The organism is Roseomonas haemaphysalidis (assembly GCF_017355405.1).
Classification (GTDB): domain Bacteria; phylum Pseudomonadota; class Alphaproteobacteria; order Acetobacterales; family Acetobacteraceae; genus Pseudoroseomonas; species Pseudoroseomonas haemaphysalidis.
The window spans coordinates 374310-395850 of record NZ_CP061178.1; the positions used below are offsets into that span (position 1 = coordinate 374310).

General features: G+C 71.0%; 21 protein-coding genes. 8 read left to right on the forward strand and 13 right to left on the reverse strand.

Annotation, left to right across the window (positions count from 1 at the left end; genetic code table 11):
* Positions 1 to 39: 39 nt before the first annotated feature.
* The 5 genes from IAI59_RS19305 to IAI59_RS19325 are packed head-to-tail and all read right to left on the reverse strand — an operon-like array spanning position 40 to position 4466.
* Positions 40 to 702, reverse strand: a complete 663-nt coding sequence (locus IAI59_RS19305; protein ID WP_207416005.1) for an RraA family protein — start codon at positions 700 to 702, stop codon at positions 40 to 42.
* Positions 702 to 1490, reverse strand: a complete 789-nt coding sequence (locus IAI59_RS19310) for an ABC transporter permease (RefSeq protein ID WP_207416006.1) — start codon at positions 1488 to 1490, stop codon at positions 702 to 704. The genes IAI59_RS19305 and IAI59_RS19310 overlap by 1 nt, the downstream gene beginning before the upstream one ends.
* Positions 1487 to 2323 carry an ABC transporter permease gene (locus IAI59_RS19315; RefSeq protein ID WP_207416007.1) on the reverse strand — a complete coding sequence of 279 codons (837 nt, stop codon included), beginning with the start codon at positions 2321 to 2323 and terminating at the stop codon, positions 1487 to 1489. The genes IAI59_RS19310 and IAI59_RS19315 overlap by 4 nt, the downstream gene beginning before the upstream one ends.
* Positions 2320 to 3411 (reverse strand): ABC transporter ATP-binding protein, encoded by a 1092-nt coding sequence (locus IAI59_RS19320; RefSeq protein ID WP_237180500.1) that lies wholly within the window; start codon positions 3409 to 3411, stop codon positions 2320 to 2322. Before IAI59_RS19320 ends, IAI59_RS19315 begins: the two co-directional genes overlap by 4 nt.
* Positions 3411 to 4466 carry an extracellular solute-binding protein gene (locus IAI59_RS19325; protein ID WP_207416008.1) on the reverse strand — a complete coding sequence of 352 codons (1056 nt, stop codon included), beginning with the start codon at positions 4464 to 4466 and terminating at the stop codon, positions 3411 to 3413. The genes IAI59_RS19320 and IAI59_RS19325 overlap by 1 nt, the downstream gene beginning before the upstream one ends.
* 417 nt (positions 4467 to 4883) lie before the next feature.
* Between IAI59_RS19325 and IAI59_RS19330 the strand changes: the two genes are divergently transcribed.
* Positions 4884 to 5468: a DedA family protein gene (locus IAI59_RS19330; RefSeq protein WP_207416009.1), complete on the forward strand. Its 585-nt coding sequence runs from the start codon at positions 4884 to 4886 to the stop codon at positions 5466 to 5468.
* A gap of 4 nt (positions 5469 to 5472) precedes the next feature.
* On the opposite strand, the gene IAI59_RS19335 is transcribed toward IAI59_RS19330, so the two are convergent.
* The 3 genes from IAI59_RS19335 to IAI59_RS19345 all read right to left on the reverse strand — a co-directional run bounded on the left by IAI59_RS19335 (position 5473) and on the right by IAI59_RS19345 (position 8739).
* Complete coding sequence (locus tag IAI59_RS19335) at positions 5473 to 6573, reverse strand: LLM class flavin-dependent oxidoreductase (protein ID WP_207416010.1); 1101 nt, start codon at positions 6571 to 6573, stop codon at positions 5473 to 5475.
* 12 nt (positions 6574 to 6585) lie between these two features.
* Positions 6586 to 7743, reverse strand: a complete 1158-nt coding sequence (locus IAI59_RS19340) for an acyl-CoA dehydrogenase family protein (protein WP_207416011.1) — start codon at positions 7741 to 7743, stop codon at positions 6586 to 6588.
* Between the two features lie 210 nt (positions 7744 to 7953).
* Positions 7954 to 8739: an IclR family transcriptional regulator gene (locus IAI59_RS19345; RefSeq protein WP_207416012.1), complete on the reverse strand. Its 786-nt coding sequence runs from the start codon at positions 8737 to 8739 to the stop codon at positions 7954 to 7956.
* 498 nt (positions 8740 to 9237) lie between these two features.
* Between IAI59_RS19345 and rpoD the strand changes: the two genes are divergently transcribed.
* Positions 9238 to 11043 (forward strand): RNA polymerase sigma factor RpoD, encoded by a 1806-nt coding sequence (rpoD, locus tag IAI59_RS19350; RefSeq protein ID WP_207416013.1) that lies wholly within the window; start codon positions 9238 to 9240, stop codon positions 11041 to 11043.
* A 37-nt stretch (positions 11044 to 11080) separates the two neighbouring features.
* On the opposite strand, the gene IAI59_RS19355 is transcribed toward rpoD, so the two are convergent.
* Positions 11081 to 11821: an IclR family transcriptional regulator domain-containing protein gene (locus IAI59_RS19355; protein WP_207416014.1), complete on the reverse strand. Its 741-nt coding sequence runs from the start codon at positions 11819 to 11821 to the stop codon at positions 11081 to 11083.
* 63 nt (positions 11822 to 11884) lie between these two features.
* Between IAI59_RS19355 and IAI59_RS19360 the strand changes: the two genes are divergently transcribed.
* The 5 genes from IAI59_RS19360 (at position 11885) to IAI59_RS19380 (ending at position 15805) form a co-directional block, all read left to right on the forward strand.
* Positions 11885 to 12574 (forward strand): 3-oxoacid CoA-transferase subunit A, encoded by a 690-nt coding sequence (locus IAI59_RS19360; RefSeq protein ID WP_207416015.1) that lies wholly within the window; start codon positions 11885 to 11887, stop codon positions 12572 to 12574.
* Entirely contained in the window at positions 12571 to 13227 is a 657-nt protein-coding gene (locus IAI59_RS19365; protein ID WP_207416016.1) for a 3-oxoacid CoA-transferase subunit B, read from the forward strand. The genes IAI59_RS19360 and IAI59_RS19365 overlap by 4 nt, the downstream gene beginning before the upstream one ends.
* A 21-nt stretch (positions 13228 to 13248) precedes the next feature.
* Entirely contained in the window at positions 13249 to 14457 is a 1209-nt protein-coding gene (gene pcaF / locus IAI59_RS19370; RefSeq protein ID WP_207416017.1) for a 3-oxoadipyl-CoA thiolase, read from the forward strand.
* 62 nt (positions 14458 to 14519) lie between these two features.
* Complete coding sequence (locus IAI59_RS19375; protein WP_207416018.1) at positions 14520 to 15527, forward strand: asparaginase; 1008 nt, start codon at positions 14520 to 14522, stop codon at positions 15525 to 15527.
* A 62-nt stretch (positions 15528 to 15589) separates the two neighbouring features.
* Entirely contained in the window at positions 15590 to 15805 is a 216-nt protein-coding gene (locus IAI59_RS19380) for a hypothetical protein (protein ID WP_207416019.1), read from the forward strand.
* 8 nt (positions 15806 to 15813) lie between these two features.
* Here IAI59_RS19380 and IAI59_RS19385 read toward each other — a convergent pair whose 3' ends face one another.
* On the reverse strand, positions 15814 to 17088 hold the full coding sequence (locus IAI59_RS19385) for a winged helix-turn-helix domain-containing protein (RefSeq protein ID WP_207416020.1): 1275 nt from the start codon (positions 17086 to 17088) through the stop codon (positions 15814 to 15816).
* Positions 17089 to 17406: 318 nt separating this feature from the next.
* Here IAI59_RS19385 and IAI59_RS19390 point away from each other — a divergent pair, with 318 nt between their 5' ends.
* Positions 17407 to 18375 carry a hypothetical protein gene (locus tag IAI59_RS19390; RefSeq protein WP_207416022.1) on the forward strand — a complete coding sequence of 323 codons (969 nt, stop codon included), beginning with the start codon at positions 17407 to 17409 and terminating at the stop codon, positions 18373 to 18375.
* On the opposite strand, the gene IAI59_RS19395 is transcribed toward IAI59_RS19390, so the two are convergent.
* From IAI59_RS19395 to IAI59_RS19405, 3 genes are read right to left on the reverse strand one after another with little or no spacing between them, the layout of a single operon-like run.
* Positions 18368 to 19780, reverse strand: a complete 1413-nt coding sequence (locus IAI59_RS19395; RefSeq protein ID WP_207416023.1) for a TRAP transporter large permease — start codon at positions 19778 to 19780, stop codon at positions 18368 to 18370. The genes IAI59_RS19390 and IAI59_RS19395 overlap by 8 nt on opposite strands.
* Before the next feature lie 21 nt (positions 19781 to 19801).
* A complete protein-coding gene (locus IAI59_RS19400; protein ID WP_207416024.1) occupies positions 19802 to 20350 on the reverse strand; it encodes a TRAP transporter small permease subunit in 549 nt (182 codons plus the stop codon).
* Positions 20351 to 20383: 33 nt separating this feature from the next.
* Complete coding sequence (locus tag IAI59_RS19405; RefSeq protein WP_207416025.1) at positions 20384 to 21502, reverse strand: TRAP transporter substrate-binding protein; 1119 nt, start codon at positions 21500 to 21502, stop codon at positions 20384 to 20386.
* Between the last annotated feature and the right edge of the window lie 39 nt (positions 21503 to 21541).

Sequence of the window (21541 nt, forward strand, 5' to 3'; positions counted from 1 at the left end):
CCGGAAGGCCCGGGGGACCGCTCCCCCGGGCCAATGCCGTCAGATGCCCGCCATCACCTTGGCGGAAGCGCCGGAGCGCTCGCCCAGCTTGGCGCCCTTGGCCACCAGATCCTGGGTGTTCAGCCCCGCCGCCTGCTTGGCGATCGCGGCCCGCGCCTCGGCCTCGGCCTCGTCCGGCGGCAGCACCAGCACGCCGCAGTCGTCGCACAGCACCGCGTCGCCCGGGTTGACCACCACGCCGCCGATCGAGACGGGCACGTTCATCCGCCCGCCCAGGTCGTAGATGCGGGTGGTGATGGGGGCCATGCCGCGGCACCACATCGGGAAGTCCGAGGCCTCGATTTCCTCGATGTCGGTGCAGGGGCCGTCCACCACGCCGGCCTTGGCGCCGGCGGCCTTGGCCGCCACGGTGACACCGCCACCCCAGCAGGCGTGCCGGTCGTCGCCCAGGCGGTCCACTAGCAGGATGTCGCCGGGGCGCAGCAGGCCGAGGGCGTGGTGCAGCAGCGTGGAATCCGGGCCGGGGATCTGCAGCGTCACGGCGGTGCCGGCCACGCGCCGGCGCAGCACGCCCTGGATGCCGCGGTTCACGAAGCCCCAGTGGCGCCAGTGGCCGACGGTCGCGGTCTCGGTCTGCTCCAGCAGCGTGATCACCTCGGCGCTGATCTGGCCGGGCATCTTCTCGACGACGTACTTCTTCATCACTTGCGTCCCATGGCGTTGGAAAAGCCCATCAGGCGCTCGACCACGAGCACCATCACGGCGGCAAACAGGATCAGGCTCATCGCCAGCGCCGCGACCAGCGGGTCGGTGCGGTGCTCGGCATAGCGGAACATTTCCACCGGCAGCGTGGTCAGGCGCGGCCCGACCAGGAACAGGCTGATCACCGTCTCGTCGAAGGACACGAGAAAGGTCAGCACCCCGGCGGCGATGGCACCCGGCGCGGCGTTGGGCAGCGTGACGCGCAGCGCCGCCTGCAACGGCGTGGCGCCCAGCGTCCAGGCGGCGGCTTCCAGCTCCTTGGGCACGCCCTCGAAGGCCGTGGTCATGATGCGGACCGCGAAGGGAATGGCCACCAGGCAGTGCCCCAGCACCAGGCCGGGCCAGGACGCGGTGAGCCCCAGCGGCTGCAGCACCAGAAGCAGGGCGAGGCCCAGCACCAGCGTCGGCAGCAGCAGCGGCGCCGCCAGCAGCGCGGCCAGGAAGCCGCGCCCCGGAAAGTCCAGCCGGGCGATGGCATAGGCCGCTGGGCCGCCCGCCAGCAGCGCCACCACGGACACCACGGCGGCCAGGATGGCGCTGGTGCCGAGCGCCGACATCATCACGCCGTTGGACAGCAGCGCGGCATACCAGCGGGTGGAAAAACCCGGCGGCGGAAAGGTCAGGTAATCCCCCGCCGAGAAGCTGAGCACCAGCACCAGCGCCGCCGGGGACAGCAGCACGAGGTAGCCCAGCGCGGCGAAGACGCGCAGCGTGAGAGTGGGCTTCATGCGCGCCTACCCCCCAGCCAGACAATGCCGGCGCGGGCCAGCATCAGCGCCAGCAGCCCGCCCAGCAGCAGCATGGCCATGGCCGCGGCGGCCGGCCAGTCGACGCTTTCCAGCGCCAGGTTGTAGATCTCGGTGGCCAGCACGAAGACGCGGCCGCCACCCATCAGGCGCGGCGTCACAAAGGCCGAGATGCCCAGCACCAGGGTCAGCAGCCAGGCCGCGAGCAGCGCCGGCGCCGCCAGCGGCAGGGTGACATAGGCGAAGGTCCGCGCCCGGCTGGCGCCCAGGGTGGCCGAAGCCTCCTCCAGCCGCGCGTCCAGCCGCCCGAGGCCGGCCAGCAGCACCAGCACCGCATAGGGCATCAGGCTTTCCACAAGCCCGATGCGCACGCCGGTCCAGTTGTTGATCAGCCGCAGCGGCCCGTTTGTCAGGCTAAGGCCGGACAGGATGACATTGATCATGCCCTGGTCGCCCAGGATCGCCATCCACCCCACCAGCCGCGCGGTGCCCGAGATGAGCAGCGGCGCGATGCCCAGCAGCGCCAGCAGCCCACGCCAGCGGGGCGAGGCCGCGCGCACCATCAGGGCCACCGGCAGGGCCAGCATCACCGCCACGGCGGCGGAGGTGCCGGCCAGCACCACGGTGTCGCGCGCCAGTTGCCAGGTGAACTCGTCGCCCAGCAGCCGGGTGTAGCTTTCGCCGGTGACGGCCACTTCCATGGCGCCGCTTTCGGCCGTGCGGTTCAGGCTGATGCGAAACAGCGCGGCCAGCGGCCAGACAAAGGAAAGCGCGAAGATCATCAGCGCCGGCAGGGCGAGCAGCCAGCCGATCATGCGGGAAACACCAGGAGGTCGGCGGCGCGGAACGCCAGCCGCAGCGGGTCGCCCGCGCGCATGTCGCGCCACGCGCCATCGGCGCCGGCATGCACCTCGGCGGTCACCGGGCCGGCGGGGGTGGCGGCTTCCAGGGACACGATCTCGCCGGTGTAGACGCGGCGCGTCAGGGTGCCGTCCAGCAGGTTCTCTGCACCGGGCGGCGCCGCCTCGCTCGCGCCAAGCAGGCGCACGCGGTGCGGGCGGAGAAAGGCTTCCACGCTGCCGCCGGCGGCCGGGCCGCCGGCGGTGCGCAGGGCACTGCCATCGGCCGTGCGCAAGACGTTGCCACCTTCCAGCCGGCCGGCGATGCGCGCGGCGCGGCCCACGAAGGTGGCGACGAAGCGCGTGGCCGGGCGCTCGAAAATGTCTTCCGGCGCGGCCAGCTGCTCCACCCGCCCGGCATTCATCACGGCCACCAGGTCGGCCATGGCCAGCGCCTCGGTCTGGTCGTGCGTCACAAAGACGGCGGTGGTGCCGAGCCGCTGCTGCAGGGCGCGGATCTCGTCGCGCACGCCCTCGCGCAGCTTGGCGTCCAGCGCCGACAGCGGCTCGTCCAGCAACAGCAGCTCGGGCTCGATGGCCAGGGCGCGGGCCAGGGCCACGCGCTGCTGCTGGCCGCCGGACAGCTGGCGCGGCTTGCGGCCGGCCAGGGCCGAAAGCCCCACCAGCTCCAGGGCCGCCTGGGCCCGGAGGCCACGCTCGGCGCGCGGCACCTTGTGCATCTGCAGCCCGAAGCCGACGTTGCCGGCCGCCGTCATGTGCGGAAACAGCGCATAGGACTGGAACACCACGCCCATGTGCCGCTGGTGCGGCGGCAGCGCCGTGACGTCCCGCCCGCCGACGACGATGCGCCCGCTATCCGGCGTCTCAAGCCCTGCGATCATACGCAGCGTGGTGGTCTTGCCGCAGCCGGAAGGACCGAGCAGCGCCAGCAAGGCACCGCGCGGCAGGTCCAGGGACACCCGGTCCACCGCCGGCGCGGGGGCGCCCGCGTAATGGCGCACCAGCCCGTCGAGCCGCAGGTGCGGCATGGTTTGGCCGCTCATCAAGGCGCCGCCGTGATGACCTCGCGCCGCCAGCGCTGGTTCCAGGTTTCGCGCAGCTTCTGCATCTCCGCCCAGTCGATGGCGACGATGCGGCTGCGGTATTCCGGCGCCAGCGCGGTGCGGGCCAGGGCCTCGGGCGCGATCTGCGCGGTGGTGTTGGTGGGGCCGTAGAAGACCCGCTCCGTGAAGGCCTTCTGCGCGGCGGCGCCCAGCGCATGCGCCATGAAGGCCCGCGCCTGCGCGGCGTTCTTGCTGCCCGCCACCACGTTGATGGTGTTGATCTGGAAGGCCGTGCCTTCCTGCGGCAGCACCACGCCCAGCTTGCCGCCGGACTGCATGTTGGTGAGCTGGGAGCGGGCGTTCCAGTTGGTGGTGAAGTCCACCTGGCCGCTCATCACGGCGGTGACGCTGTCGGGCTTGGGGTCGAAGGTCTGCACATTGGCCGCGATGCTCTTCAGCGTCGGCAGCGCGTTGGCGAAGTTGGTCCACTGGCCGCCATTGGCGTGGGCCAGGATGGCGGTCAGCGCGAGCCCCTGGATGTTGGGCGGCGCGCCGAGGCCGACGCGGCCGCGCCATTGCGCGCCGGCCATGTCCGCGAAGCGGGTGGGCGCGGGCTTCACCGTCTCGGCGTTGTAGATCATCACCAGGTTGTCGTAGGTGACGCCGGGCCCGCATTCGCCGCCGGCGTCGCGCGCCAGCTTGTCGATCTCGTTGAGCACCGGCATGGCGGCCGGGGTCACCTTTTCCACCAGCCCCTCGGCGCAGGCCAGGGCGGCGGTGGTGGTGTCCATGATCACCACGTCCACCTGCGGGTCGGCCTTCTGCGCCCGCAGCGTGCCCAGCATCTGCGCGCTGTTGCCGGAAGAGAAGTACTGCACGGACGCACCGCCCCCGGCCTGGAAGGGCTGCACCACGGCGGCGGAATAGTTGTCGCGGAAGATGCTGTCCGCATAGGTCATCAAGGTGATCTGGCCAGGCGCCTGCGCCATCGCGGGCACGGCCGCCGCGGCGCTCAGCCCGGCGGCGCCCAGCGCCGCCCGCATCCAGTTGGTCATCCAAGCCCCCCGTTGCTGGTCATGGCGGCATCATGGTCAAGCCGGTGCGCCAGGGGCAACCCGGTATTCGGCCAGTTCCGGCCGCCGCAACCTGGCCGACAACGATTTTCGCCTATCTTGGCGCCAAAGCCGCCCAATGACCGGGCAAAATTTGTTTGGAAGCGATGCAGGACCGGAATTTCAGAGCCGATTCGCGCCAGCCGGGATATCGGGTGCGATGAGTTTCAATCCATGCAACTGACCTGACACGCCGGGTCGACCGCACGAACGCCGCCGCTCCCCCACGCTTCACGCGCCGGTATAAAAAAGGCATCTTGTTGTCGAAAGGCGCACCGGAGCGAGAGTCCGTTGTTCCTCTGCACCGCCGTTTCGGTCATCCTCCCCCGTCTGCCGCTTTGGCCGGGGAGATCATGACGCGTGGCGGAGTTCTGGGCAGACTGGGGAATGGTGGCCTATCTGGCCGCCGCGGCTTGGGCGTTCTTTGAAGGCGAGACTTTCGTGTTGCTGGCCGCGGCCGCCGGGCGCGCCACGGGTGCCATCGACCCCTGGCTGCTGATGCTCTCGGTCTGGGTCGGGTCGTTCCTGGGCGACCAGCTCTGGTTCACGCTCGGGCGCAAATACGGCAGCAAGGCCGTGCAGAAGATCCCGGGCGCCGAGCGCAAGCTGGCCAGCGCCATCGGCTTTCTGGAACGCTACGGCGTGCTGTTCGTGCTCACCTTCCGCTTCGTGTACGGCGTGCGCAACGTCGCCTCGGCGGCCTGCGGCATCGCCAAGATGCCCTGGTCCCGCTTCGCGGCGCTGAACTTCATCGCCGCCGGGCTGTGGGCGGGGTCGTTTGTGGCCGCCGGCTGGTACATCGTCGGCTGGCTGGGCGAGAAGGGTACCCTCTACGCCCTGGGATCGATCGGCGTGGCGGTGGTGCTGTACCTGGGCTATCGCGTGGTGCAGTACTGGCGCCGCCCGCCCCCCCCCGCGGCGACGCAGGCTCCGGAGGAGGGCTGAGCCCTCATTCGGCCGCCGCCGGCAGGCGCGCCGCGTCCAGCCGGCGCACCGCCGGCAGCAGGTCGCGGCCGTATTCCACCACATCCGCCTCCGGGTCGAAGCCCCGGATCAGAAAGGTGTCGACACCCAGCAGGCGATAGGCGTGCAGCGATTCCGCCACCTGCTCGGCCGTGCCGACCAGCGCCGTGGTGTTGGCGCCGGCGCCGACCGCCGCCGCAACCTCCGTCCACATCCGCGTGTCCCGCACCCGGCCGCCCTTCGCGGCTTCCAGCAGCCGGGCGGAGCCGACGCTTTCCGGCTTGCTGTTGTCGGCCGCCCCGCTTTGGCCACCACGCAGCGCCCGCACCTGTTCCAGGATGCGGTCGGCGCGCGCCCAGGCGGCCTCCTCCGTTCCCGCCAGCACGGGGCGGAAGGACAGGCTGAAGCGGATCGACGCCGGGTCGCGCCCGGCCTCGGCGGTCGCGCGGCGCACGCGGCCGATGGTGTCCCGCGCCTGGTCCAGCGTCTCGCCCCAGAAGGCATAGACATCGGCGTGCTGGCCGGCGAAGCGGATGGCGGGCTCGGACGAGCCGCCGAAGAACACCGTCGGGTGCGGCGCCTGCTTCGGCTTGATCGCCGAGAAGGCGCCCTTCACCCGGTAGTGCGGCCCCTCGTGGTCGAAGGGCTTGTCCTCGGTCCAGACGCGCTTCAGCACGCGCACGTATTCGTCGGTCCGGGCATAGCGCTCGTCGTGGCTCAGCCAGTCGCCATCCGCCTGCTGGTCGGCCGGACCGCCGCCGCTGATGACGTGAATGGCGGCACGGCCCTGGCTGAGCTGGTCGAAGGTGGCGAATTGCCGGGCCGCGACCGTGGGTGCGATGAAGCCCGGCCGGTGCGCCACCATGAAGCCCAGCCGCGTGGTCTGCGCCGCCGCCAGCTGCGCCAGCAGCAGGGGGTCCGGCGCGTTGGAATGCCAGGCGATCAGCGCGCGGTCGAAGCCCGCCTGCTCATGCAGCTGCGCCATGCGCACCACATAGCCGGGGTCGAGAAACGGGCCGCTGGGCGCCTGGGATTCCGACCCCGCGCGATGCGAGGTGAAGCCGATGAACTGCAGGGAATGGGTCATGGCAGGGTTCCGTCAGCGGGACTGCAGCAGGGCGCGCCCGGCGGCGACATGCGCTGCCTCGGCCGTGGGGACATGGACGCGGCCGCACAGGACGTCGCGCAGGTGGCGCTCCATCGGGTTGGCGCGGCTCAGGGCATGGTTGCCGGCCAGCTGAGCCGCGGTTTCCACGGCTCGGATGGCGTTCTCCACCAGCACCGACTTCAGCGCATTGGCCTCGGCCGGCGCCGCCGGGCGGCCGGCGTCATGGTCGGCGGCGAGCGAGGCCACCAGGCGGGCGTTGCTGGCCAGCAGCGCCTCCACCTCGCCCAGCTTTTCCTGCATGCGCGGCAGGGTGGCCAGCGGCGCGCCGAGACCGGTCGGCACCCGTTCGCGGAGAAAACGTGCCGTCCAGTCGCGCGCGGCGCGGGCGATGCCGGAATACAGCGCGCCCAGGCCGGCTGCGTTCCAGCTGGCCTGGGTGGCCTCCGGCGCCCCCCATTCGGCGGGCGGGCGCAGGTCGGCGGCGTAGTCCGCCGGCAGGGCCACGTCCTCGAACACCACGTCGTGGCTGCCGGTCGCGCGCATGCCGAGATGGTCCCAGCTTTCGACGATCCGCACGCCCGCCGCCGCCGCCGGCACCAGCACAAGGCCGACGCGCGGGCTTTCGGCGTCGTCGCGGGCCCAGACCAGCATCCAGCTCAGGCCCGGCGCACCGGTCGAATAGATCTTGCGCCCATCCAGGCGCCACCCGCCGTCCGGCTGGCGGCGAATGATGGTTTGCGGCAGGCCGCCGCGCGACGGCGAGCCCAGCTCCGGCTCCACCCGCAACGCGTTCAACAAGGCGCCGGAGCGCACGGCATCCTGCGCCACCCGCGCGCGCAGCGCCTCGGCCACCCGCAGGTTGCCCAGAAAGCCTGCCTGCTGCGTCAGCTGCATCAGCAGCACCAGCGCGGTGGATGCGCATCCCTCGGCCACCAGCCCGGCGGCCTCCGCCGCCTCGGCGAGCCCGCCGCCATGGCCGCCCCAGCGGCGCGGCACGGTCAGGGCCAGCACCCCGGCCTGCCGCAACTCGGCAATGTTCTCGTGGGGAAAGCTGGCGTCGCGGTCGTGCAGGGCCGCCCGGGCCGCGAAGCCGGCGGACAGCGCGCGCAGGGTGGCATCGGCCGGGGGCGGAGCCAGGGCCAGGGACATGGTCAGGCCCGGGCCGTCGGGGCGGCTGGAAGCTGGTGCGGCATCGGCGAACCCTCCGGGACAGTGTCCCATTTGACACGTTTTCACGTGCCATTAGGTTCAAACCACGCGCGGCAAATGTCAATCAACGTTTGGGGGGCGTGCTTCCAAAGGCACCCCGGAAGATATCTCCTGAGCGCTGCCGTGGAATGCCGTGCCGAGGCCTCCGTGTCAGGCCTCCCCGTTGGGCCGCAGGCGCTGCTCCAGCTTGGCGACCTCCTGACGCAGCAGCGCGAGCACTTCCGGGCGCCGCGCCGGCAGCATCCGGTCGGACACGGCAGAGCAGCTGATGGCGGCGATCGGCCTGCCCCAGGCATCGCGCGCCACCATCGCCATGGCCGTCATGCCCGGCACGATGACCCCTTCGTTGAGCGCATAGCCCTGCGCCCGCGTTTCCGCGATGCTGTCGGCCAGGTAGCCATCGGTGATCGCCGCGTAGCGGCCGGTCCGTTCGGGGGCCGTTGCCGTGATGGCGCGCTGCACCTCGGCGTCGGGCAAAGCGGCCAGCAGCGCCAGGGCATGTGCCCCACAGCCCAGCGGCCGCACCGCGCCGACGCGGATGGAGGTGGGCAGGATAGGGGAATCGCCTTCCTCCCGCGCCACGCAATGCGCGTGGTGCCCGGCCATCACGCCCAGCAGCGCCACATCGCCGGTTTCCGCCACGATGCTGCGCAGCAGGGGCGCCGCGAAGCCACCGAGGTCGAAGCGCTGCGCCGCCGCGCGGCCGATCAGCCAGGACTGGGCGCCCAGCGCGTAGCCGCCGGGGATGGGCTGCACCAGCCCTTCCGCGATCAGCCCGCCGAGCAGCCGGTGCACGGTGGCCTTGTGCAGCCCGGACGCGGCGGCGAGGTCGGTCAGGCGCCAGCAGCGCATTGGCGCGCCAGCTAGGTGCCGCAGCAGGCTGGACGCGCGTGACAGGGTACGGAGGCTGCTGTCGTTCTCGGCGGTGGCTGGCACGCGTCTCGCTCAATGGGAAGTTCGGGGAAGGAGGTCTTACTGTCCGCCCTGCCCCCGGGAAGGGGCAAGCGGTGATCTGGCCGCCCTGCCACCTTTTCTCTCATGCCACGGACGCGATTGACTGCCTCGCAGGCATTCTGGCCGATCCCGCGCCATTTTCACCTCGAGTGCGCCGCTCTTGCGCGTCCGCCATGGCTCCGCCTAAGACCCTGGCAGCATGCCTCCGCGCTGTTCCCGGGGCTGTGCCTGGCCGCTGCACGCCTTCTTTGCATGACTGCCCAACGGCAACCCGCGGTCTTCATGACAGTTTTAGGGTGTGCTTCGCCGTGGGACTGCCTATGTAAGGTCCTGGCAGCCGAAACGCGCCCTCCCAACGTCGTGTCGCCTCAGCTCCGCTTTCGCGGTGACCCGGGCGGCCTGTTGTGTTTTGGGGGGCGGCGTGCCGGCGGCGGAGCGGAGTGGTCCTCCGCACCCCAATGAAGGAGCGCAGGGCTGAGCATGGACGGGATGTTTACGCAGGCAGCAATGGATCAGGACGAGGCAGAGAACGAGCCCGCCCTGCGCGCGCGGACGGGCGGCTTCGAGGGCTTCAACGACGGGGCCTGGGGCCGGCGTGGCGAGGGCGATGCCCCCGCCGCGGCGCCGAGCGCCTGGGTCGGCGAAGATGACGAGGGCCAGCCGGAGCCGGATGCCGAGCGCCCGGATGCAGAGGATGGCGAGGACGGCGCCGAGCCCACCGTCGACGAGAACGGCGTGGTGGTGGCCCGCGACGCCGCCGGTTCGGACGGCAACGTCGACGAAGCGACGATGAGCCGCACCGACGACCCGGTGCGCATGTTCCTGCGCGAGATGAGCGGCACCGACCTGCTGACGCGCGAGGCGGAGATCGCCGTCGCCCAGCGGATCGAGGCCGGGCGCGACGACATGATGGCCGGGCTGTGCGAGCACCCCGCCACCTTCACCCTGCTGACCGCCTGGTACGACGCCATGGTGCAGGGCCAGGCGCCGCTGCGTGACATGGTGGAGGTGGAGGCCATGGCCGCCGCCGACGCCGCGCAGTCCGTGGAAGCCAGCCCCGAGGGCGACGAGGCCGAGCCCGGCGTGCATTCCACGCTGGAAGAGAAGATGAAGCCGGAGGTGCTTGCCTCCTTCGAGGCACTGTTCGCCGCCCGCGCCACGCTGCCGACCCTGGATGCCGCCGGCGTGGAAGCGCTGCGGCTGGAGCTGGCCGGCCTGCTGGCCAACGTGCACCTGCGCCCGGCGCGGCTGGACGTGCTGGTGGGCACGGTGCGGGAGGCCAAGCGCAAGCTGATGGCGCTGGACGGCCGCGCCTCGCGCGCCGCGCAGGCCGCCGGCGTGCCGCATGCCGAGTTCCTGCGGCTGTGGGATGGCAGCGAGAAGGCCATCGCCCCCGTGCTGAAGCTGGAAAAGCCCCGCCGCCGTGGCGCCCCCGCCGTGGATCTGGCGGGCGAGCTGGCCAGCGTGCGCGGCAGCATCGCGCTGCTGGAAGAAGAGAACGGCCTGTCCGCGCAGCGCCTGCGCGATGTCTGCAACGCCGTGGCCCAGGGCGAGCGCCAGATGCGTCGCGCGAAGGAGGAACTGGTCCAGGCCAACCTCCGCCTCGTGGTGCATATCGCCAAGCGCTACCGCAACCGTGGCCTGATGTTTGGTGACCTGATCCAGGAAGGCAACATCGGCCTGATGCGCGCGGTCGAGAAGTTCGACTGGCGCCGTGGCTTCAAGTTCGGCACCTACGCCACTTGGTGGGTGCGGCAGGCGATCACCCGCTCGATCGCCGACCAGTCGCGCACCATCCGCGTTCCCGTGCACATGACGGAGACGGCGGCCAAGGTGGCGCGTACCAGCCGCCGCTTCGCGCAGAAGGCCGGCCGCGAGCCGACGCCGGAAGAGCTGGCGGGCGAGCTGGGCATGTCGCCCGACAAGGTGCGCACCGTGCAGCGCCTGGCGCGCGAGCCGATCAGCCTGGAAGCGCCGATCGGCGAAGAGGATGACGGCCGCCTGGGCGACCTGATCGAGGACGAGAACGCGGTGATGCCGTTCGACGCGGCCGCCCGCTCCTCGCTCCGCGACGCGGCGACCAACGTCTTGTCCGGCCTCAGCCCGCGTGAGGAGCGTATCCTGCGCATGCGCTTCGGCATCGGCGCCGAGAATGAGCACACGCTGGAAGAGGTGGGCCGCACCTTCAATGTGACCCGCGAGCGTATTCGGCAGATCGAGGCCAAGGCGCTGAAGAAGCTGCAGCAGTCCCGCCGGGGCCGCGCGCTGCGGTCCTTCCTGGCCTGACCGACACGGCCCGGGCGGCAACGCCCGGGCCTTTTTCTTATCCGGGAATGCGCTGCGCCAGCCGCTGCACCGCCAGCCGCAGGGCGGGCAGGTAAAGCTGTTCCAGCACCGCGTCCGTCGCCCGCCCGGCATGGGCGCCGATGTTGATCGCCGCCACGCAGCGCCCGCGCATGTCCCGCACTGGCATGGCAACCGACCTCAGGCCCGGCTCCAGTTCCTCGTTCACCAACGCATGGCCGGCGGCACGTGCGGCCAGCACGGCCGCGCGGGTATGCGCCGCCGCGCCGTCCGGCACCGTGGCCAGAAAGGCGTCCAGCCGCGCATCGCCCCAGGTGGACAGCACCGCCCGCCCCAACGACGTGCAATGCGCCGGCAGCCGGCTGCCGACGCCGAGCGAAACCGACATGATGCGTTGCGCCGCGCTGCGCGCCACGTAGATCACGTCCGGCCCGTCCAGGATGGCGGCGGAACAGGACTCGTGCGTAGCCTCGCGCACCGCTTCCAGCTCCGGCTGCAGGATGTCGGGGAGGGCCGTGCTTGACAGGTAGGCACCGCCGAGGCGCAGCACGCGCGGCGTCAGCGTAAAGAACTTGCCGTCGAACTCGGCGTATCCCAGGCCCTGCAGCGTCAGCAGGCAACGCCGGGCGGCGGCGCGCGTCAGGCCGGTGGCCCGGGCGATGTCGGCGATCGTGGCGCGGGGCCGCAGCGGATTGAAAGCCTCGATCACCGCAAGGCCACGGGCCAGGCCACCCAGGGTATCGCCGAATTCTGTGCGCATATCGCACAGTGTTGCGCGGATCGCCCGAGGGGATCAAGCTCCGGTCCAAACGGGGAGAACGGCATGATCGACAAGACGGTGCGCGCCATGGCGGACGCCATGGCCGGCATTCGGGACGGCAGCACGGTGCTGGTCGGTGGCTTCGGCTCCGTCGGGCAGCCGGACGCGCTGATCGACGGGTTGATCGAGCAAGGGGCCAAGGGGCTCACGGTGGTGGCCAACAATGCCGGCGCCGGGCGCGTCGGGCTGGCAAAGCTGCTGGAGCTGCGGCGTGTCCGCAAGATCATCTGCTCCTATCCGCGCAGCGCCGGCTCGGTGGTGTTCGAGGAGCTGTTCCGCAACAACGAGATCGAGCTGGAAGTGGTGCCGCAGGGCACGCTGGCCGAGCGGCTGCGCGCCGCCGGCGCCGGCATCCCGGCCTTCTACACCCCCACCGGCTTCGGCACGCTGCTCGCCAAGGGCAAGCCCTCCGCCGAGTTCGAGGGGCGCGGCTGCGTGCTGGAAACCGCCCTGAAGGGCGACGTGGCGCTGGTACAGGCCGAGCTGGCGGACCGCTGGGGCAACCTGACCTTCCGCTCCAGCGGCCGCAACTTCAACCCGGTGATGGCCACGGCGGCGGCGCTGACCATCGTCCAGGCCAACCGCATCGTCGACCTCGGCGGCATCCCGCCGGAAGCCGTCATCACCCCGGGCATCTACGTGAAGCGCGTGGTGCACGTGCCCGTCGACAACGCGCAGGAGCAGGCGGCATGAGCGCCACCACCGTGCAGCCCATGACCCGCAAGCAGATGGCCGAGCGCATGGCGCGCGACATCCCGGAAGGCTGGTACGTCAACCTCGGCATCGGGCTGCCGACGCTGGTGGCCGACTACGTGCCGCGCGAGCGGGAGGTCATCTTCCATTCCGAGAACGGGCTGCTGGGCATGGGCCCCGCCCCGGCGCCGGAGCAGGCGGACCCCTGGCTGATCAACGCCGGCAAGCAGCAGGTGACGTTGCACCCCGGCGGCAGCTTCTTTCACCAGGCGGACAGCTTCTCGATCATCCGCGGCGGCCACCTGGACCTGTGCGTGCTGGGCGCCTTCGAGGTCGCGCAGAACGGCGACATCGCCAACTGGGCGACCTCGGCCGCCGACAGCGCCCCCGCCGTGGGCGGCGCCATGGACCTGTCCGCCGGCGCCAAGCGGCTGTGGGTGCTGATGGAACACACCACCAAGGACGGCCAGCCCAAGCTGGTGCGGGAATGCTCCTACCCGTTGACGGCGCTGGGCGCCGTGACGCGCATCTACACCAACCTGGCGGTCATCGAGGTGACACCCTCCGGCTTCGGGGTGGTGGACATGATCCCCGGTCTGACGCTGGAAGCGCTGCAGGCGCAGACCGGCGCCCCGCTGACCCGCGCCGCCTGAGCCGACGAGGAAACACGAAGAATGACCGAAGCCTTCATCTGCGACGCCATCCGCACGCCGATTGGCCGCTACGCCGGCGCGCTCGCTGCTGTGCGCCCGGACGACCTGGGTGCCATTCCCATCAAGGCGCTGATGGCCCGCAACCCCGGCGTGGACTGGTCGGCGGTCGAGGACGTGATCTTCGGCTGCGCCAACCAAGCCGGCGAGGACAACCGCAACGTGGCGCGCATGTCCTCGCTGCTGGCCGGGTTGCCGGACAGCGTGCCGGGCAGCACCATCAACCGCCTGTGCGGCTCCGGCATGGATGCGACCGGCATGGCGGCCCGTGCCATCAAGGCGGGCGAAACGGAGCTGATGCTGGCGGGCGGCGTGGAAAGCATGACGCGCGCACCCTTCGTGCAGGGCAAAAGCACCGAGGCCTTCGGCCGCGCCGCCGAGATCTACGACACCACCATCGGCTGGCGCTTCGTGAACCCGCTGATGAAGGCGCAGTACGGCGTCGATTCCATGCCCGAGACGGGCGAGAACGTGGCGCAGGACTTCCAGATCTCCCGCCAGGACCAGGACCTCTTCGCCTTTCGCAGCCAGCAGCGCGCCAAGGCGGCCATGGAGGCCGGGCGCTTCGCGGAGGAGATCGTTCCCGTTGAGATCCGCCGCCGCAAGGGCGACCCCACCATCGTGTCGCAGGACGAGCACCCGCGTCCCGAAACCACGTTGGAAGGGCTCGCCAAGCTCGGCACGCCGTTCCGCAAGGAAGGCGGCTCCGTGACCGCCGGCAACGCCTCGGGCGTCAACGACGGCGCGGCCGCCATCATCCTGGCCAGCGAGGCTGCAGCCGGCCGCCATGGCCTGACCCCGCGCGCCCGCGTGGTGGCCATGGCCACCGCCGGGGTGGCACCGCGCATCATGGGCTTCGGCCCCTCCCCCGCCACCAGAAAGGTGCTGGCCAAGGCGGGGCTGACGCTGGCGGACATGGACGTGATCGAGCTGAACGAGGCCTTCGCGTCGCAGGCCCTGGCGGTGATGCGCGACCTCGGCCTGCCGGACGATGCCGAGCACGTGAACCCCAATGGCGGCGCCATCGCGCTGGGCCATCCGCTCGGCATGTCCGGCGCCCGCATCGTGCTGACAGCGGTGGCCGAGCTGCACCGCCGGAAGGCACGCTACGCCCTGGCCACCATGTGCATCGGCGTCGGCCAGGGCATCGCCATGGTGATCGAGCGCGTCTGACACCGGGTAGGCGCCCCCGCCGCCGCGATCTAGGCTGCGCTCCCCAGTTTCGGAGCGCAGCCATGGCCGCATCGGCAAAACCCCGCGTCGCCTTTATCGGCACCGGCGGCACCATCTCCTCGCTCGGCGCCGGGCCGTTCGATACGCTGGACTACGGCGCGACGGGCCGGCTGATGCAGGCCGACGAGATCCTGGCCTATTTCCCGGACGTGGCGCATTGGGCGGATGTCACGCCGGTGCGCTTCCGCGCCGTGCCCAGCCCCAACATCGGCTTCACCGAGTGGAAGGAGCTGGTGCTGATCTGCGACCGGCTGGTGGCCGGGGACCCCGGGCTGGCCGGCATCGTCATCGGGCATGGCACCGCCTCGCTGGAGGAAACCGCCTACGCGCTGAACCTGGCGCTGAAGGTGTCCATCCCCGTGGTGCTGGTGGGCTCGCAGCGCCCGGCGCAGGCCCTGTCGACCGATGCGGGCATGAACCTCGCCAACGCCATCCGCGTCGCCGCCAGTCCGGAGGCGCGCGGACTCGGCGTGCTGACCGTGCTGAACGACGAGATCATGGCGGCGCGCGACGTCACCAAGACCTCCACCTTCCGCATGCAAACCTTCCGCACCGCCGACTTCGGCGCGCTGGGCCACGCGGATGGCGACACGATCGCCTTCTACCGCCGCCCGCTGCGGCGCGGCGCGCCGGACACCGAGTTCGATATCCGCAGGCTGGACGCCCTGCCGCGCGTCGACATCAGCTATTCCTACGCGGGCGCGGACGGCACGGCGGTGCGCGCCTTTCTGGAAGCGGGCGCGCAGGGCATCGTATCCGCCGGCTTCGCCCCCGGCTTTTGCGGCCCGGGCGAGGTGGAGCCGCTGCGGCAGGCGGTGCAGGACGGCGTCATCGTCATGCAGGCCACCCGGGCCGGCAGCGGCCGCGTGTTCCAGGGCACCCGGCTGCGCGAGCTGGGCTTTCTGGTGGCGGACAACCTGACCCCGCAGAAGGCCCGGATCCTGCTGGCCATGGCCCTGACCGTGACGCGGGACCCGGCGGAGATCGCCCGCATCTTCAGCACCTATTGATCGGGGGTGACAGCGGCCATCGTTTCGCTATCATTCCATCCATCGCCGGATGGAGGATCGCCATGGCCGCTCCCGCACCGCCCGCCCCGCAGCCCAAGGACAAGGCCGTCACCCGTACCGAGGTCGACAGCCTGCACGACCAGTTGCGGAAGCTGCGCGACGAACTCAAGACCATCCGCAAGAAGCTGGACGAGCCCCGGGGCGATGACGGCAGCGGCGGCGGCGATGGTGGCGGCGACGGCGACGGCGGGTCTGCCGGCAGCGACGGCTCCATGTAGCCCTGCCGTCAGTCCGGCAGCCCCGCCAGCTTGAGGCCCCGGTAGAGATTGGCCTGGTTCGCCAGATAGGCGGGGTCGTCGGACAGTTCGGCCTGGCGGAGCCGCGTGGCCGTCATCGCCGGCTGCCGGGCCAGCACCTCGCGCACCAGCACGCCGGCGGCTTCGGCCTGCCCCTGCAGCGCCAGGGCGGCGGCCAGAAACAGGCGGCGGGTGTCGGGCGCCAGAAAGGCCTGCCGCTCCAGCGATCGCCGGAAGCGCTCGGCACCGAAATCGCCCACGCCCATCTGTAGCTCGGCGATGCCCAGGTAGGTCAGCCACGTGCCGGTGAAGCTGTGGTTGCTTTCGGCCAGCGCCATGGCTTCCAGCACCGGCTCCGCCGCCTCCTGCGGCCGCCCCACCAGGATCAGCATCAGCCCCGCATTGGCGCGGGACGGATATTGCAGCGGGTCCAGCCGCACCGCTTCCCGGTATGCCTGCAACGCTTCCGCCGGGCGGCGCTGCAGCCGCAGCACGGCCCCTTCCGCAGCCCGCACCACGGCCAGGTCCGGCGCCAGCCGCACCGCATCCCACACCAGGGCGGCCGCGCTGTCCAGGTCGCCGGCCGGGTCCGTGCTCAGGCCGCTGGTGGCCATGTTCGTATAGGTGAAGGCCGCTTCCACATAGGCTTGCGCGAAGTGCGGGTCGGCGGCGATCGCACGCTCGAACAACCGCCGCGCCGTCAGCCAGTTGTCGGCGCGCCCGCCCTGGCCGCGATAGGCCATGGCCCTGCCCTGGTCGAACAGCGCCCGGGCTTCGGCCCCGCTGCCGCCGGCCAAGGCCAGGGGGGCGGGTTCCACCAGGCGCTGGCGCGTGGTCCAGCCGCCGGCGCCGAGCGCCACCAGCAGCACGACCGGCACCGCCACCCAGGCCCACCGCGCCGTGCGCCGGGGGGGCGCCGCCGTGGCGTGCTGCGGCGGGGGCGCCGGCTCCGCCGCCAGCAGGTAGCCCCGGCGCGGCACCGTGCGCAGCAGGCGGCCGCCTTCCTCCCCCAGCGCGCGGCGGATCTCGCCGATGCACTGGGTGACGTTGTCATCCGTCACCGTCAGCCCCGCCCAGACCTCGTCCAGGATCTGCTGCCGCTCGACCACGTGCCCCCGGTGCCGCGCCAGCAGCCGCAGCAGCGCGAAGGTCTTGGGCCGCAGCGGCACCCGGGCCCCGTCCGGGGCGAGCAGCGTGGCCTGGGCCTCGTCCAGCGTGAAGCCGCCGACCGGCAGCGACGGCGAGGGAAAGGCGCCAGGGGGCATGGCGCTGTACCTTTCGTGTCGGATCGCAACAATTTCGGCGATCTTTCGGACGGAATCCACCGCCTTCTCAGGACCGAAAGCGCCGCGCGGGTGTGGCATGCGGCCTGCCGGCACCCCTGCCGGCGCAGGCCGGAGGCTCCCCATGCAATCCGCACCCCTCTTTCTGCTGCTGGCCGGGCTGCCCCTGGCCGCGGCCACCCTGCCGCAACCGGGGCAAGGCGGCCGCCCCGTGGCGGCACCGGCCGGTGCCTGGATACGCCAGGCACCGCCTCCCCAGGTTCCGCCCGCGCAACCGGCCCCGGCGGCGGAGGGGCGGCCGTGGTAGCGGTGGTGGCCAGCCCCGGCGGGGATGTCATGCCCAGGGGCGATGCGTCGCTGCGGCGGGTGGTGGCGCTGCTGCCGGTCGGCGCCATGGCGCTCGGGTTGCTGCTGCCGCCGCTGGCGGCCGCAGCGGCAGTCTTGGCGCCGCCGCTGCTGGCGCTGACCACCCTGCTGGGCGTGCTGGCGCTGCCGGCGCGTGGCTGGAAGGACGGCCAGAGCCTGCCGCTGCGGGAAGGGCTCGGCCAACCTTTGCTGCTGGCCCTGTGCCTGGGGCTCGGCGCACCCGCCCTGGCCTGGAGCATGGCGGAGGTCAGCGGCGCGGAGGCCCCGCTCGGCATTGCCGCCGCGCTGGCGGCGGCGGCGCCGGCCGGCGCGGGGGCCATCGGGTTGGCCGCCGCCCTGGGGCTGGATGGCCGGCGCAGCCTGCTGGGCGTGGTGGCCAGCACGGCGGCGGCGCCGGTGCTGCTGCCGGTGGTGGCCATGCTGCTGGGGGCCGGCGGCGTGCTGGCGCCGGAAGCCCTGGCGGGGCGGCTTTGGATGTTGACCGCCCTGCCGGCGCTATTGGCACTGCCGCTGCGCCGCTGGCCGCCGCTGTCGGGCGTGGGCGCGCGGCGTGGCTGCGCGGGGCTGACGGTGGTGGCGCTGTCCGTCACCGCCATGGGGCGCATGAGCGGCTTGGCCCCCCTGCTGCTCGGCGATCCCGCGGGGACGCTCAGGCTGCTGGGGCTCGCCTGCCTGCCGGGGCTGGCGGGCACCGTGGCCGTGCTGCTGGCGCAGCGCGGCCGGCGGGTGCCGGACGCGCTGCTGATGGGTGGCTACCGCAACGTCACCCTGGTGTGGGTGGCCTGCGGCGCCGCGCTGCCGCCCCAGGCGAACCTGCTGCTGGCCCTGACCGCCCTGCCGGTCTTCGCCACGCCGGCACTGGCCGCGCTGTGGATGCGGCTGGCGCGCCGCCCGGTCATTTGAAGGTGATCGGTGCGTTGTCCTCGGGGATGTCGGACATCGGGATCTCGATCTTCACCGTGCTCGGATCGACGCCATTGCCCTCTTCCAGCCAGTAGGTGACGCTTTGCGGCCAGAAGATCACGATGGCGACCAGGATAAGCTGCAGCCCCACCCAGGGAATGGCGCCCCAGTAGATGTCGCGCGAGCGGACGGTCTTGGGCGCGATGCCGCGCAGGTAGAACAGCGCGAAGCCGAAGGGCGGGTGCATGAAGCTGGTCTGCATGTTCACGCACAGCAGCACGCCGAACCAGACGAGGTTGATGTCCAGCTTGATCGCCGGCGGCACCAGCAGCGGCACGACGATGAACACGATCTCGAAGAAGTCCAGGAAGAAGGCCAGAAAGAAGATGAAGATGTTGACGAAGATCAGGAACCCCGCCTGACCGCCCGGCAGGTGCGACAACAGGTGCTCGATCCACAAGCCGCCGTCGACGCCCTGGAACACCAGGGAAAAGACGGTGGAGCCGACCAGGATGAAGATCACCATGGCGGTCAGCCGCATGGTGTTCTGCATGGCCTGGTTGATCAGTGGCCAGGTCAGGCGGCGGTTGACGGCGGCCAGCGCCACGGCGCCAACGGCACCCATGGCGCCCGCCTCCGTCGGCGTGGCCAGGCCCAGAAAGATGGTGCCGAGGACCAGGAAGATCAGCACGATGCAAGGCACCATGCCCTTCAGCACGCGCCAGATCAGCGGCCAGCCTCTAGGACCCAGCGCTTCGTCCGGCAGCGGCGGCACACGCTTGGGCTGGAAGATGGAGACGGCGGCGATGAAGCCGATGAACAGCAGCACCTGCATGATGCTGGGCCCGATGGCGCCGGCATACATGTCACCCACCGACTTGCCGAGCTGGTCGCCCAGGATGATCAGCACCAGCGAGGGCGGGATCACCTGCGTGATGGTGCCGGACGCGGCGATGACGCCGGTCGCGATCCGCATGTCGTAGCCGTACTTGATCATGATCGGCAGGCTGATCATGCCCATGGCGATGACCGAGGCGGCGACGGTGCCGGTGATGGCGCCGAGCACCGCACCCACCAGGATGACGGCATAGGCCAGCCCGCCCGGCACCTTGCCGAAGAGCTGCCCGGTGCCTTCCAGCAGGTCCTCGGCCAGCCCGCATCGCTCCAGGATGGCGCCCATCAGCGTGAAGAAGGGGATGGCCAGCAGCAGGTCGTTGGACATGATGCCGAAGACGCGCAGCGGCAGGTTGCCTAGATAGGCGGTGGTGAAGAAGCCCAGCTCGATCGACAGAAAGCCGAAGAACAGGCCCACCGCGGCGAGCGAGAAGGCGACCGGAAAGCCGATCAGCAGGAACACGACGAGGCCGCCGAACATCAGCGGCGGCATCACCTCAAGGGACAGCATCGGGCGTGGTCTTCCGGGATCTTACTGTTCGGGGCGTACGTATTCGACCACCACCTCGCCCGACGGCTGAATGCCGCGGAGGAGCGCGATGCGCTTGATCAGTTCCGCCAGCCCCTGCAGCGTCAGCAGCAGGAAGCCCAGCGGCAGCAGCAGCTTCACCGGCCAGCGCAGCAGGCCGCCGGCGTTGGAGGAATGCTCGTTGCGCTGCAAGGCGTCGAGAAAGAAGGGCCAGGTCATCCAGGTCAGCAGCGCCATGGCGGGCAGCAGGAACAGGATAATGCCGAAGACATCGATCCACAGCTTTCCGCGCGGGCCCATGCTGCCGTAGACGAGGTCCACGCGCACATGCTCGTTGCGCACCAGCGTATAGGAGGCGCCGAGCATGACAATGCCGGCGAATAGGTACCACTGCACCTCCAGCCAGGCGTTGGAGCTGTAGTTGACGGTGTAGCGCATGGTGGCGTTGCCGGCGCTGATCAGGCAGGCCAGCAGCACCATCCAGTCGGCGACCAGACCGAAGGCGCCGCTCACCCGGTCCATGAAGCGGCTGTATGCCAGAAAGGGACCCATGGGGCGGGCGGCTCCTCAGCGTATCGGTGAAGGTCAGCGGCGCGGCGTGGCCGGCTGCTGCTGCTGTTCCTGCCCATACATGAAATAGGCGAACTGGTCGAAGCTGTATTCGGTGACGCGGAACCACCCGTACTCGGCGTCGCGGAACGACTTCCAGTGGTCGTAGACCTTCTTGAAGTCGGCGTTCTTGGCCGAGATCTCGTCGTACAGCTCGAAGGCAGCCTTGTAGGCGGCCTGCATCACCTCGCGCGGGAAGGGCCGCAGCTGGGTGCCGGCGGCCACCAGCCGGCGCAGCGCGGCGGGGTTCTGCACGTCGTACTTGGCCAGCGTCTCGATGGTGCTGTCGCGGCAGGCGCTTTCCAGCACTTCCTTGTAGGTGGCCGGCAGTGCGTCGAACGTCGCCTTGTTGACGTAGAGCGACAGGTTCAGCGAGCCTTCCCAGAACCCCGGGTAGTAGTAGAAGGGCGCGACCCGGTTGAAGCCCAGCTTCTCGTCGTCATAGGGCCCCACCCATTCGGCGGCGTCGATGGTGCCCTTTTCCAGCGAAGGATAGATATCGCCGCCCGCGATCTGCTGCGGAATGACGCCGAGCTTCTGCATCATGGCGCCCGCGATGCCGGCGATGCGGAACTTCAGCCCGTTCAGGTCCGCGACGGTCTTGATCTCCTTGCGGAACCAGCCGCCCATCTGCGCGCCCGTGTTGCCGGCCGGGATGGAGACGATGTTGTAGCCGGCGAAGAAGTCGCGCATCACCTCGCGTCCGCCGCCCTGCTGCAGCCAGGCGTTGATCTGCCGCGCGTTCAGCCCGAAGGGCACCGCGCCATCGAAGGCGAAGGTCGGGTCCTTGCCGGTGAAGTAGTAGGAGGCGGTGTGGGCGCATTCCACCGTGCCGGCCTGCACCGCATCGGCTACCTGCAGCCCGGGCACCAGCTCGCCGGCCGGAAAGGCGCGGATCTGGAACTTGCCGTCGGTCATAGCCGCCACGCGCTTGGCCACATGGTCGCCGGCGCCGTAGATGGTATCGAGCGAGCGGGGAAAGCTGCTGGCCATGCGCCAACGGATCTCGGGCGCGGTCTGGGCGATGGCGGGGGCGGCCAGCGCGGCGGCGGTGCCCGCCAAAGCGCTGCCCGCCATGAGGCGGCGGCTGATCATGCTTGGTCCTGCTCCTCCCGATGGAGTCCCGGCGGCATT